This window comes from Cupriavidus sp. FW216-B1, from assembly GCF_058789195.1.
On sequence record NZ_JBYTEL010000001.1, the window covers coordinates 500,583 to 513,224 of the forward strand.

Sequence of the window (12,642 nt, forward strand, 5' to 3'; positions counted from 1 at the left end):
CGTGAGGCGGGGGTGGGCCGGGGTGGCTTGTCCAAGACACCGGCCGGCGCGTAGGGATAGCGTAGACCACGGCGCGAGCGCATTGAAGGGCGCTTGCGGGCGGGGGCGCACGCGATGTGGCGCGGATGCCGCGGGCGGGCGGCGGCGGGGGCGGAAGCCTGCCCGGGCGGGCAGGCCTGATGCGGGGTTGTCCATGTGCGGAGGCCGGATATTGGGCTTGCGCCCGGAGCGCGGACCGCGCCCCGGCGCATGCGATGGACCCCATGCTACCGGCGGCCCGGCGTGGATAACAGAAGCAAATGCGCTTAAAAAGACGGTATCAGTCTGCTGCGCTGCGGTATAACGCCGCAGCGCCCGGGCGCGGCCCGCCGTTTCAGCGGCTCAACCCGCGCGCCGCCACCGGCCACACGCAGGCCACGGTGCCGCCGCGCACGCCGACGATGTCGTCGTACAGGTTGAGGGTGGGATCGCAATGGCCGGGCACCAGCAGCACCTGGCTGCCCAGCGCCGGCAGCAGCGGGGCGGCGCGCGCGCCCGGCGCCGGCAGCGCCTCGACGATGCCGTGCTCGTCGTTGGCGGCCACGTAGGCCAGCGCGAGGTCGTGGCCGTCCGCGCCCCAGACCAGCGGCAGGCCGGAGTCCACCGCCATCGACTTCAGCCCCGCGTCCAGCACCACGCGCGGCGTGGCCGGCGCGGGCGCCGTGGCGGCGGCCACGCTCATGACCGTGCTGGCGATGAACAGGCTGTGCTCGAAGCGCAGCGCGCCGCCGTATTCGTTGCGGCCGTAGTCGCCGTCCATGAAGACGTAGGAGCCGGGCTGGATCTCGGTGTAGACGCCGCTGGCGAGGTCGAACTCCACGCTGCCGCTGCCGCCGCCAGTGACCGTGGCGCAGGCCACGCCGGCTTCCGCCAGCGCGGCCACCACGGCCGCGGTGCGGGCCGCGGCCTCGGCCGCCGCGCGCTTGCGCGCGGCGTACTCGCGCACGTGCTGGATGCCGCCCTGGTAGGCCTGCAGGCCGCGGAACGCCAGCCGCGCATGGGCCTGGACGGCCTGCGCCAGCCGCAGCGCGGCGGCGGCGCCGGCCACGCCGCAGCGGCCCTGGCCCACGTCGATCTCGACGAACACGCCGATGGTGCTGCCGGCCTGCGCGGCGGCCGCGGCCAGCGCCTCGACCTGGCGCGCGTCGTCCACGCACACGCTCATGCGCGCATGCAGGGCGAGCCGCGCCAGCAGCGCGGCCTTGGCCGGCCCGGCGATCTCGTTGCTGATGTGGATGTCGGTCACGCCCGCCCGCACGAACGGCACCGCCTCGCTGACCTTCTGGCAGCAGATGCCGGCCGCGCCGCGCGCGATCTGCGCCAGCGCGATGGCCGGGCATTTGTGCGCCTTGGCATGCGGGCGCAGTTGCACGCCGGCCCGGTCGGCCGCCTGCTGCATGCGCGCGAGGTTGCGCTCGAAGGCGTCCAGGTCGAGCACCAGCGCGGGGGTGTCGATGGCGGTCACGGGCTGGCCGGGCTCGGCGGCGGGCGGCAACCGCAGGTCCGGCAAGGCGAGCGAAGCCGGCGAGGCGGGCGTGGCGTGGGTCATGGGGCGGGTGGTCCTGGGCTGGATGGCAAGGCGGAGCCTGGCCGTGCCTGCGATGATGTGGGGTGCGGACCGGCGCTGTCAAATCGGCCGGCGGCGCCTCCCATGCGGACCTGTGCCGGCGCCGCCGCCGCGCGCGCGCCGGCCTGGCGGCGGATGACAAGCGGGCCGATTCGGCGCATAGTTTGCGGCTTTCGCACGATGCGCCTCGCGCACTTGCCGCCAGCGGCATCCTGACTCCCGATGGACTTTCCTCTCCTGATCGTGGCGCTCGGCGCCGTGGTGGCCGGCTTCGTGCAGGGCCTGTCCGGGTTTGCCTTCGGCATGGTGGCGATGTCGTTCTGGGTATGGACGGTGGAGCCGCGGCTGGCGGCGGCGATGGCGGTGTTCGGCTCGCTCACCGGGCAGGTGGTGGCGGCGCTCACGGTGCGGCGCGGCTTCTCGCCGCGGCAGCTGCTGCCGTTCGTGGCCGGCGGCGTGCTCGGCATTCCCATCGGCGTGGCCGTGCTGCCGATGCTCGACGCCAACCTGTTCAAGGCTTGCCTGGGCGCGTTCCTGGTGATCTGGTGCCCGCTCATGCTGTTGTCTGCGCAGCTGCCGCGCGTGCGCTTCGGCGGGCGCCTGGCCGATGGCCTGGCCGGCACCGCCGGCGGCATCATGGGCGGCATCGGCGGCTTCAGCGGCGTGATTCCCACGCTGTGGTGCACGCTGCGCGGGCTGCCCAAGGACGAGCAGCGCGCCATCATCCAGAACTTCAACCTGGCCACGCTGGCGGTGACGATGGCGACCTACGTCGGCACCGGCATCGTCACGCGCGACATGGTGCCGATGTTCTTGGTGGTGGGCCCGGCCATGCTGGTGCCGAGCATCCTCGGCGCGCGGCTGTACATCGGCATCAGCGAGATCGCCTTCCGCCGCATCGTGCTGAGCCTGCTGACGGCCTCGGGCGTGGTGCTGCTGACCGCCTCGCTGCCGCGGCTGCTGGCAGCGGCGCACTAAACGCCGGGCGCCGCGCGCCTTCGGGTATGGAGGATGCCGCTGCCGCTGCGCGCGAACCGGCTCGCGGCGGCATGGCAAAGTCCCGCGCCGGCTAGCCTGCCGCGGCGAACGCCGCCACCGCCGCCATCGTCTCGGGCGCCGGCGACGCGCAGGCCCGCAGCGCGAGCGGGCGCTGTCCGGCCAGCGTCAGTTCGGCGGCCTGCCCGCCGAAGCGCAGCACGCCTTCTTCGAACACGCGCCGCTGCGGCAGCGGCGCACCGGGCTCCTCCGCCATCGACACGAAGCGCAGCGGCTGCGCGCGCGGCGGCGAGTGCGCGCCGTCCAGCCACAGCCACTGGTAGAGACGCGCGCGCGGCGTGCCGGCGGGCAGGCCGAGCCGCTTGATCTCGAGCACGGTGCCCGCGTCCGCGCCGAACGCGAACAGGATGCGCAAGGCGGGCGCGGCCGGCGGGGAGGGCGGATCTTGTGTCATGGGCGTGGCCGGGTCCGGTGTCGCGGGGAGCGCGATTCTACCGGATTCGTCCGCCGCATCCGGATGCACGGGACGATGCACGCGGCGACATGCCGCGCATATCGATAGGCGAACACCTTCATTCCGCGCCGCAGGGCGCGGCGCTAACATCGCTGCCACGCGAGCCGGCGTCACGAGCGCCGGCCGCGCCCCTCACCACAGCGGCCGCTCCGGCCGCGACCAACCTTCGTGGAGACTGCATGCAGCGCCGTACCCTGTTCAAATCCATCGCCCTGGCCGCCGCCATCGCCGTGCTGCCGGGCTTCGCCGCGCAGTCCGCGCTCGCCGCCGACCAGGTGGTGCGCCTCGGCACCATGAGCGGCCCCGACGCGCAGATCTGGGAAGTCGTGCGCACCGTGGCCAAGCGCAGCGGCCTGGATGTGAAGATCGTCGAGTTCAACGACTACGCCCAGCCCAACGCCGCGCTCGACGCCGGCGACCTCGACGCCAACGGCTTCCAGCACCAGCCTTTCCTCGACAGCCAGATCGAGGCGCGCCACTACAAGATCGCCAACGTGGGCCTGACCTACGTGGCGCCGATGGGCTTCTACTCGAAGAAGTTCAAGTCGCTCAAGGACCTGCCCGAAGGCGCCAAGGTCGGCATCCAGAACGATCCCTCCAACGGCAACCGCGCGCTGCTGCTGTTGCAGAAGGAAGGCCTCATCACGCTGCGCGACGGCGCCGGCAAGAGCGGCAAGAACGCCACGCCGCTCGACATCGCCGCCAACCCGCGCAAGCTCAAGATCGTCGAGCTCGATTCGGCCATCCTGCCGCGCTCGCTCGACGACCTCGCCGCCGCCTCGATCAACACCGACTACGCCGTCAAGGCCGGTCTGAACCCCACGCGCGACGCCATCGCCATCGAAGACCTGCGCGGCCCCTACGCCAACCTGATCGCGGTGCGCACGCAGGACAAGGACAAGCCGTGGGTCAAGCCGCTGGTGTCGGCCTACCAGTCGCAGGAAGTGCGCGACTTCCTCGCCAGGCAGTTCAAGGGCGCGATCCTGCCGGCATTCTGAGCGCCGTTCCCGACTGGCATCCGGGCCGGCGTTCAGCGCCGGTCTTCTTGCCTTCGTTCCCCGGGCGGACCTCATCCGCCCGGCGCTGCCTTCCCGATTTTCCTCCCGCGATTTCCTCGAACCGCCGGCGCGTGTCGCTCCGCGACGGTTCGCTGTCGCCGATGAAGCCCGGCGCCGGATATGCCGCGAGCCGCCGCTTCGGTGGCCATCCCTGAGCGCGGGGTCGCCGCGCCTCTCCTGTTTCCGCTTGTCGTGTCGTGCTGGCGTGGCTCGTCACCCGGCGTGCCGGCGCATGCCGGCGTCAGGCAGTCCGGCCCGGCGCCGCGAATGCCATGACATTTGCATACATTCATAACTCTCTGAAGTGATATTCAAAGCATACATTTAGCCACATCCCTGTCACCTGCGGTGCCTACCATTCGGCGGCTTTCCGGGTCTTGCGCGTCACATGCGCAGGCCATTCCCGACGATTTCCGACGAAAACCACATTGCGAGCCGCCGCATGACATCCACCGCACCGCCTGTCTTCCGACCCGCCCGCCGCCTGCCCAGGCTGCTGGCCGCCTCGCTGTTCGCCTTCCTGGCCGCCTGCGGCAGCGACACCGACAACGGCCAGCCCACCGTGCCGCCCGCGGGCACCACGCCGCCGCCGCCGGCCGCGCCCGCCCAGCCGGCGCCGACGCTGGTCGCCTTCATGCCGGACATCCATTTCCACGATGTCTACGCCACGTTCCAGGACGGTTCGTTCCCGGGCATCCCGAACCAGAAGTCGGGCCGCAACGCCACCATCCGCCTGATGCAGGCGCAGATGACCTCCACGCGCCTGTTCAACGAGAACTACTTCGCCTTCATCGCCGCGCTGGACGACGCGGTGGCGCGCGGCGTCAAGCTGATCGCGCTGCCGGGCGACTTCTCCGACGACGGCCAGCCGGTGCACATCCGCGGCCTGAAGAAGGTGCTGGACGAATACGCCGAGAAATACGGCATCGAGTTCTTCGCCGCCCCGGGCAACCACGATCCCAACAAGCCGTTCGCGCGCGCCGGCGGCAAGAGCGACTACCTCGGCATCGACCCGAACCACGGCGATGTCGGCTTCCCGCAGCCGATCTACAGCCGCGGCGGCAACGGCGACTGCTCCAACCCCTACGCGGGCAGCTGGTCGAAGCAGAACTGGTCCTACTGCACGGAAGAAGTGCTGGAAATGGGCTACGCCGGCGTGACCCAGGCGCTGGAGCAGCACGGCTTCATGCCCAAGGCCAAGTTCCGCTATTTCGAGACGCCGTACAGCACCTACGACACCAAGAGCTACTCGTTCCAGGTCGCCAAGGACCAGGCCGCGTGGACCAACCGCCAGTACGAGATCTGCAAGGAAGGCACCGGCGGCGCGTACAAGAAGGCCGGCTACACGCTGTGCAAGACCGTGCCGGACACCACCTACCTGGTCGAGCCGGTGGATGGCGTGTGGCTGGTCGGCATCGACGCCAACGTCTACATTCCCACCGGCGCCGGCACCACCGCCGCCGACTTCAACGGCTCGGGCGACGCCGGCTACAACGCCATGCTGACCCACAAGCAGCACGTGATCGCCTGGCTCAAGGACGTGGTCGCGCGCGGCCAGGCCGCCGGCAAGCAGGTGGTGGCGTTCAGCCATTTCCCGATGAGCGAGTTCTTCAACGGCGCCTCCGACGACATCATCGCGCTGCTGGGCGCGGGCAAGATGCAGATGGTGCGCCGCCCCGCCGAGAACGTGACCAAGGCGCTGGCCGAGACCGGGCTCAAGGTGCACGTGGGCGGCCACATGCACTTCAACGACACCGCCATCCGCAACTATGACGGCGGCCAGGCGCTGTTCAACATCCAGGCGCCGTCGATGGCGGCCTACGTGCCGGCCTACAAGCTGATGTCGATCCAGGCCGACGACAAGCTCGAAGTGCAGACCGTGCGCATCGACAACGTGCCGCGCTTCGACGAGCTGTTCGAGCACTACCGCGACGAGCACAAGTACTTCACCACCTACGGCTTCATGATCCCGGGCGGCGGCGAGCTGTGGAACCTCTCCATCCTCGACGCCAAGAACTACGCCGACTTCAGCTCGCGCTACATGGCCGAGCTGGTGCGCCTGCGCCTGCTCAAGGACGACTGGCGCTGCGAGATGCGCGAGCTGGTCAAGAGCCCGCTGTACGGCTCCGACCTGCTGGTGCTGTCGCAGCTGCAGACCAGCGTCACGCTCAAGGAACTGGCCAACACCGGCACCCACGGCCTGCTGACCAACGCCTTCTTCGCCTGCCTGGCCGACGGCGGCGGCACCAACGCGGCCAACCCGGCCTACGCCACCGACTACGCCGCGGCCGAAGCCCGCGCCCGCGCGCTGGCCCAGGCCAACGGCATGCGCCTCGAAGACTTCAACGACTGGAAGGCGATCGACCTGGCCGGCGACTTCGTGCGCCTGGCCAATGCCGGCGACCTGGCGTTCTCCGACATCCCCGAAGCGCGCGCCCGCCAGTACAAGCTGCTGGCCGAGGCGCTGCAGTCCACCTCGGCCACGCTCGCCATGACCGGCGACCAGGTCAAGGACAGCAACACCGCCGGGGCGCTGTTCCAGGCCCGCTTCAAGCCGCTGATGGCGATCCTGCTCAAGCTCGCCAACGGCGCGCCGACCAAGCACTTCGTCATCGACCTGAAGGCCAACAAGCTCACCGACCTGAGCACCGAGCCGTCCCTGTTCTGATGCCTGGCGTGGCGCGCAGGACCGGCCCGCCCGCGCGGGCGGGCCGGCTTGCCGCGCGCCTCCGACTCCCCATTCCTATCGTTGCGACTCCATGAGCCAATCACGCGAACACGCATTGCCCGACACCACGCGCCGCCAGCTGCTGCGCGGCGGCCTGGGCGCCACCACGCTCGCCATGCTGGGCGTGTCCACCTCCCTGCTGGCCGGCTGCGGCGGCGGCGACGATGCGCCGCCGGCCGCCGGCAGCGCGCCGGTGCCGCCGGCCACCAACCCGCCCGCGGTCACGCCCGAGGCCGAAGTCAAGGCGCCCACGCTGCTCGGCCGCGCCGTGTTGCCGGCCGACAGCTTCGTGGCCGGCCCCACCAGCGGCCAGTTCATCTCGGGCGGCGACTACGACCGCGCCACCAACGTCTACCGCTACGCGCTGCCGTTCAACGCCAGGCAGCCCATGCAAGGCTTCTCGGCCATCATCCCGGGCCCCAAGGCCGGCACGTTCTACGCGTTGCAGGACAACGGCTTCGGCGGCCGCGGCGCCTCGCCCGACGCGCTGCTGCACATCTACGCGGTGTCGTTCGACTGGGCCGCCGGCAGGGTGGTCCCGGTCCACTTCCAGACCGGCGCGCCGCTGGCCGCGTTCACTCCCGAGAGCTATATCCGCCTGAGCGACCCCGACCGCCGCATCGGCTACCCGATCGTGGCCGACATGGCCAACTATCCCGGCACCTCGGTCTCGCCGGCCGGCCAGACCATCCCGGTGGACAGCGCCATCGTCAACGGCCGCCTGCTTACCGGCTACGACATCGATCCCGAATCGATGCAGCTCGACGCTAGCGGCAACCTGTGGATTGGCGATGAATTCGGCCCGTTCCTGCTCAAGTTCGACAGGCAGGGCAGGCTGCTCGCGCGCGAAGTGCAGATGCCCAACCTGCGCCGGCTCGGCGCCAACCCGCTGGTGCAGACCCCGAACAATCCCTATCTCGTCGCCAACGGCACCACCGCGCAGGCCAACCTGGGCGGCTCCGGCGGCCTCGAAAGCCTGGCCATCAACGCCAGCCGCACGCGCCTGTACGGCATGTACGAGAAGGAAGTGGCCGGCGACGACGTGCGCAGCCGCATCATCAACGTCTTCAACCTGGGCACGCTCAACTTCGAGACCAGCTACCGCTACCGCGTCGGCAGCGGCCAGCGCCTCAACGGCGACGGCAACCTCGAGACCGAGTACTACTCGGTCAACGACATGGTCGCCGTCAACGACCGCGAGTTCCTGGTGGTGGAAAAGGACAGCGGCGCCGGCGACGTGCGCACCGGCAAGTTCGCCGCGTCGAACACCTGGCGCAACGCGGCGCGCTTCAAGCGCATCTTCAAGATCAGCCTCGACCGCGTCGACGCGGACGGCTTCCTGGTCAAGGAAGAAGTGGCCGACCTGATGCAGCTGCTCGACCCGGCCAGGCTCGGCGCCAGCGACACCATCGACGGCGTGTTCGCCTACCCGATGGAGTGCATCGAAGCGATCGCCATCGTGGACGCGCGCACGCTGCTGCTGGTCAACGACAACAACTACCCGGGCGGCTCGCCCTCGCGCGTGCCCTCCGGCGTCGACGCCAACGAGTTCGTCATGATCCGCCTGCCCAAGCCGCTCGCCGTGGCCTGACGGGCGCGGGCGCTGCCGTGCCGCGGTATGGGCCGGCAGCGCCTGCGTGTCATGTGTGGCATGCGCGGCATGGCGCCGCCGCCGTCACGGCGTGATCGCCACCTTCAGCACGCCGTCGCGCTGATTCGCGAACAGTTCGTAGGCCTGCTCGATCTGGCCGAGCTTGTAGCGGTGAGTGACCAGCGGTCCGAGGTCGAGCCGGTCGGATTCGATGATGCGCATCAGCCTGCGCATGCGTTCCTTGCCGCCGGGGCACAGCGACGTGATGATGCGGTTGTCGCCGAGGCCGGCATGGAAGGCGTCGAGCGGGATGCGCAGGTCGCTGGAATACACGCCCAGGCTCGACAGCGTGCCGCCGGGCTTGAGCACGCGCAGCGCGGACTCGAACGTGCCTTGCGTGCCGAGCGCTTCGATGGCCGCGTCCACGCCGCGCCCGCCGGTGATGCGCAGCACTTCGTCCACCACGTCCACCTTGCGGAAATTGACGGTGGCGTCGGCGCCCATGCGGCGCGCGATCTCCAGGCGCTCGTCGATGCCGTCGATGGCGATGATCAGGCCGGCGCCGCGCAGCCGCGCGCCCGCCGTGGCGCACAGGCCGATCGGGCCCTGCGCGAACACGGCCACCATGTCGCCGATCTTGATGTTGGCGTTCTCCGCGCCGACGAAGCCGGTCGACATGATGTCGGGGCACATCAGAACCTGCTCGTCGGTGAGCGTGTCGGGGATCGGCGCGAGGTTGGCCTGGGCGTCGGGCACCAGCACGTATTCGGCCTGGGTGCCGTCGATGGTGTTGCCGAAGCGCCAGCCGCCCATCGGCTTGTAGCCGTGCCCGTGGCCCTGGCCGTCCTGCGAGGAGCAGCCGTCCTGGCATGCGTAGGAATGGAAGCTCGGGCAGATCGCGCCGGCGATCACGCGCTGGCCTTCGTGGTAGCCGGTGACGTTCTTGCCCAGCTTCTCGATGATGCCGACCGGCTCGTGCCCGATCGTGAGCCCCTGCGCCACCGGGTATTCGCCCTTGAGGATGTGGACGTCGGTGCCGCAGATGGTGGTGGTGGTGATGCGTATCAGGGCGTCGGAGGGGCCGACGTCGGGGATCGGCTTTTCCTGGAGCACGATACGGTTGGGTCCGAGGAATACCGCTGCTTGCATGGTTGGCATGGGATCTCCTTCGCTCGCGACCGTGTCCGGTCGCATGGTTGCCGCCGCCGGCCCGCCGGGCCGGCGGCGTTCAGTCGTCGCTTACCCTGCGCGATTTCCAGCTGCCGTCGCCCTGCTTGCAGAACCAGCTGGTCCAGTTGTCCTCCAGGCCGTCGCGCTGGAGCTGGGTGCGCAACTGGCGGCAGGACTGGCCCTGGTCGGTCTTGGTGCGCAGCGGCGTGATCGAGCCCTCGATGGCGCGGCGCCCGCGCGTGGCGGGGTAGTTCCACGGCACGGCGGCGCCGTCGGCGCCGGTGTCGAGCACCTTGCGCACGTGCTGGGCCAGCGAGGCGGATTCCTTCTGGTTCATCTTGCCGACCACGGTCGAGTTGATGAAGTTGTCGAAGTACGCGAACGCGGGCGAGGCCGGAGCCAGCGCCAGCAGCGGGGCGCATGCCAGCGAGGCGCGGAACAACTGGCGCAGTGTCATGGACGGGTCCTTGTGCAGAGGTTACGAATCGGTTGTGACTTGATTGTGAATCGGACTGGCCGCGGCCTGGCGAGAGCCTCGGCATACCTCCCGCCGCCGCATCCCGTCACGAAAGCATGCGCGCCACTCCGGCCGCGGCGTGCCGGCCACGCGGGCGGCATTCACGCTACCGCCGCCGTTGCGGCGGTACCCGGTAATGATAGCCGCAGAAACTGGCGTCGGACCCACCTGAAAACTTGCGACAGATCAAGGCCGCGCGCCACCAACCGGGCGGAGCGGGGCGCCGGCGCGCGCACCTTGCGCGAGCCCGTGGCGGCGCGTTTTGCAGTTTCTTCGCCATCAAGTGCCGAAAAGTGTAAAAAAGACAAATATGACGAGATATGTCACCCGATCAGGTGATGGCGCACCCCGCTTCGCGCTCTATGATCCGGCCTTGGGCGGAACCCGCGACCCGCCTCTTGCCTTGAGCCCCTGACCACCCCGGCCAGGGGCTTTCTTTTTGCGCTTTTCTTCGCGGCCGGTATTTTTTCCCTCGCGGCTTGCGGGGGCTGCGGCGGAAAACTGCAATGCTCGCCACCGGCCCATTCGCGGGCAGGATGGGGCAGCAGAACAATGGAATGTTCTCCTGATCTGGCTGGCTTTGTGCTGCGCGGCATGGAAGGCAGGCGAGGGGTCATCCGAAGGCACGTCATGTGGCGATAAAGGCGCATTGGAGCGGCAGGCGCTACGGGTACTGTCCGAGGGCTGTTGTACTAGCCAGCTTCGCTTTTCGGCACGGCTTGGGCTTCTTGCGGTCGTGTTGCCATGCCTCGCCGCAGGATCAATATCGTCGAAGCCACGATCATCCCGCCTCCGATGATGACCGGAGCCGTCAGCGCCTCGCCCAGGAAGGCGATTCCCCACACGATGCCGAAGAGCGGCGTCAGGAACGCGACCATCATGGCCCGCGCGGGGCCGATGTCGCGGATCAGCCGGAAATACAGGACAAAGCCCAGCGCGCTGCTCAGCAGTCCCAGGCAGAGCATGTTGAACACGATGACCGTGTCGACGGTCGCGTTCGGCGGTGCCGCGACCCAGAACGGAAGGAGTCCAACGGCGGCAACCAGTTGCGAGCAGCCTGCCGACCCGATGGGGTTGACGTCCGAGGCGAATTTCTTGATGTAGATACCGGCGCCGGCATAGGAAGCCGAAGCCAGCAGGCACGCCAGGATCGCCCAGGCAAACGCCGGCGAGGCGGCGGCTGTCATGCCGCCGCTGGTGAGGGTGCCCACGCCGGCCATGCCGAGCAGCAGTCCTGTCGCCTTGGTTCTCGTCAGGCGATCCTTCAGCCAGATCGCGGCAAACACCGCGCCGAACAATGGCGTGGTGGCATTGATGATGGCCGAGTAGGACGCCGGGATATGTTGCGCCGCATAGGAGAAGAGCAGAAAGGGCAAGCCGACGTTGAATGCCCCAATGACGAGATACTGACGCCAGTATGTCGTCCAGTTGGGATTGAAGCGGATCACCGCGAAGTAGACCAGCAATGCCATGCCGCCGATGGCAACGCGCAGATCGGCGGTCGCCACCGGGCCAAGCACGGGAGCCAGAACGTGCATGAAGATGAACGAGGCTCCCCAGACAGCGCTGAGTACAAGCAGACGGAACCAATCTATGCTGCGCATCGGGCGGGGTCTCCTTGAGTCGGGTGCGCGGGCATGCCGATGTCAGATGATCCCGGCAAAGTCCAGGCGCGGTTTTCCGGCCTGCACCTGTCCCACGAATGCCTCGATGAACTGGCGCGCGGCCGGAACATCCTCCAGGCAACGCTCGATCTGAAGACTGAACAGGCTGCCCACGATCACGCCATTTGCCCCTGCCGCCCAGAAGTCGCGGACCTGATCGACCGTGCTGATGCCGAAACCGGCCACGATGGCTTTGTCTGCAAGCTTGCTGAGGTGTTCGATTCTGGCCAATGCCTGCTGTTCGAAGCTGGCGCTCGTGCCGGTTGTCCCGAAGCGGCTGATCACGTAGGTGAATGCCGATGAGCTATCGATGAGCTTTCGCGCCCGCTCGACCGGCGTATTCGGCGCCACCATCTGGATGCAGCCGATGCGGCTGTCGGCCAGTTGCCACATGTGCGTGGCACATTCCTCGAATGGCAGGTCGGAGCAGACCACCGCGTCGACGCCGATCGCGGCCAGCTCCTTGTATGCTCGCTCGCCGCGCATGAAGAGCAGGTTGTAGTAGAGCAGCAGCCCGATGGGAAGTGCCGGGTAGCGTTCCCTGAGCCTTCGGAGCATGTCGAGGCAGGTCGCATAGGTGGTGCCCGCTGCCAGGGCGCGTCGCATCGAGCGCTGATTGACCGGGCCGTCGGTGATGGGGTCGGAGAACGGGAATCCCAGTTCCACCGCGTCGGCGCCGGCGTCGACCGCGGCGCAGATCAGATCGAAGCTTGCTATGGCATTGGGATCGCCCAGCGTGAAGAAAGGGACGAACATCCGGCGATCCCGGCGAGTGAACAATCGTGCAAAACGATTCAT

Annotated in this window: 10 protein-coding genes; 4 read left to right on the forward strand and 6 right to left on the reverse strand. The window is 68.9% G+C overall.

The genetic code is table 11. The features are described 5' to 3' along the window. Positions 1-373: 373 nt before the first annotated feature. Positions 374-1,588: a DSD1 family PLP-dependent enzyme gene (locus AC3WXD_RS02100; RefSeq protein WP_492322927.1), complete on the reverse strand. Its 1,215-nt coding sequence runs from the start codon at positions 1,586-1,588 to the stop codon at positions 374-376. A 240-nt stretch (positions 1,589-1,828) separates the two neighbouring features. Between AC3WXD_RS02100 and AC3WXD_RS02105 the strand changes: the two genes are divergently transcribed. Beyond that, the gene (locus AC3WXD_RS02105; RefSeq protein WP_020205762.1) at positions 1,829-2,584 is read left to right on the forward strand and encodes a sulfite exporter TauE/SafE family protein; all 756 of its coding nucleotides are present in this window, start codon (positions 1,829-1,831) and stop codon (positions 2,582-2,584) included. A gap of 91 nt (positions 2,585-2,675) precedes the next feature. On the opposite strand, the gene AC3WXD_RS02110 is transcribed toward AC3WXD_RS02105, so the two are convergent. Next, on the reverse strand, positions 2,676-3,056 hold the full coding sequence (locus tag AC3WXD_RS02110) for a hypothetical protein (protein ID WP_155888303.1): 381 nt from the start codon (positions 3,054-3,056) through the stop codon (positions 2,676-2,678). A gap of 239 nt (positions 3,057-3,295) precedes the next feature. Between AC3WXD_RS02110 and AC3WXD_RS02115 the strand changes: the two genes are divergently transcribed. The 3 genes from AC3WXD_RS02115 to AC3WXD_RS02125 all read left to right on the forward strand — a co-directional run bounded on the left by AC3WXD_RS02115 (position 3,296) and on the right by AC3WXD_RS02125 (position 8,493). Continuing rightward, on the forward strand, positions 3,296-4,114 hold the full coding sequence (locus tag AC3WXD_RS02115) for a MetQ/NlpA family ABC transporter substrate-binding protein (RefSeq protein ID WP_059411822.1): 819 nt from the start codon (positions 3,296-3,298) through the stop codon (positions 4,112-4,114). Positions 4,115-4,616: 502 nt separating this feature from the next. Then, complete coding sequence (locus tag AC3WXD_RS02120) at positions 4,617-6,842, forward strand: metallophosphoesterase (protein ID WP_492322928.1); 2,226 nt, start codon at positions 4,617-4,619, stop codon at positions 6,840-6,842. A 91-nt stretch (positions 6,843-6,933) separates the two neighbouring features. Further along, positions 6,934-8,493, forward strand: coding sequence for an esterase-like activity of phytase family protein (locus AC3WXD_RS02125; RefSeq protein WP_492322929.1), 1,560 nt, complete (start codon positions 6,934-6,936; stop codon positions 8,491-8,493). Between the two features lie 84 nt (positions 8,494-8,577). Here the strand turns inward: AC3WXD_RS02125 and AC3WXD_RS02130 are convergent, their stop codons facing one another. From AC3WXD_RS02130 to trpA, 4 genes are all read right to left on the reverse strand, one after another. After that, positions 8,578-9,651, reverse strand: a complete 1,074-nt coding sequence (locus AC3WXD_RS02130) for an NAD(P)-dependent alcohol dehydrogenase (protein ID WP_020204969.1) — start codon at positions 9,649-9,651, stop codon at positions 8,578-8,580. 70 nt (positions 9,652-9,721) lie between these two features. Continuing rightward, on the reverse strand, positions 9,722-10,120 hold the full coding sequence (locus tag AC3WXD_RS02135) for an RT0821/Lpp0805 family surface protein (protein ID WP_020204968.1): 399 nt from the start codon (positions 10,118-10,120) through the stop codon (positions 9,722-9,724). 752 nt (positions 10,121-10,872) lie between these two features. Further along, a complete protein-coding gene (locus AC3WXD_RS02140) occupies positions 10,873-11,784 on the reverse strand; it encodes a DMT family transporter (protein WP_492322930.1) in 912 nt (303 codons plus the stop codon). A 42-nt stretch (positions 11,785-11,826) separates the two neighbouring features. Further along, positions 11,827-12,642, reverse strand: coding sequence for a tryptophan synthase subunit alpha (gene trpA, locus AC3WXD_RS02145; protein ID WP_492322931.1), 816 nt, complete (start codon positions 12,640-12,642; stop codon positions 11,827-11,829).

Coding starts and splice junctions, on each gene's coding strand:
- AC3WXD_RS02100 (WP_492322927.1), bottom strand. CDS start 1,588: ATGACCCACGCCACGCCCGCCTCGCCGGCTTCGCTCGCCTTGCCGGAC.
- AC3WXD_RS02105 (WP_020205762.1), top strand. CDS start 1,829: ATGGACTTTCCTCTCCTGATCGTGGCGCTCGGCGCCGTGGTGGCCGGC.
- AC3WXD_RS02110 (WP_155888303.1), bottom strand. CDS start 3,056: ATGACACAAGATCCGCCCTCCCCGCCGGCCGCGCCCGCCTTGCGCATC.
- AC3WXD_RS02115 (WP_059411822.1), top strand. CDS start 3,296: ATGCAGCGCCGTACCCTGTTCAAATCCATCGCCCTGGCCGCCGCCATC.
- AC3WXD_RS02120 (WP_492322928.1), top strand. CDS start 4,617: ATGACATCCACCGCACCGCCTGTCTTCCGACCCGCCCGCCGCCTGCCC.
- AC3WXD_RS02125 (WP_492322929.1), top strand. CDS start 6,934: ATGAGCCAATCACGCGAACACGCATTGCCCGACACCACGCGCCGCCAG.
- AC3WXD_RS02130 (WP_020204969.1), bottom strand. CDS start 9,651: ATGCCAACCATGCAAGCAGCGGTATTCCTCGGACCCAACCGTATCGTG.
- AC3WXD_RS02135 (WP_020204968.1), bottom strand. CDS start 10,120: ATGACACTGCGCCAGTTGTTCCGCGCCTCGCTGGCATGCGCCCCGCTG.
- AC3WXD_RS02140 (WP_492322930.1), bottom strand. CDS start 11,784: ATGCGCAGCATAGATTGGTTCCGTCTGCTTGTACTCAGCGCTGTCTGG.
- trpA (WP_492322931.1), bottom strand. CDS start 12,642: ATGAATCGTTTTGCACGATTGTTCACTCGCCGGGATCGCCGGATGTTC.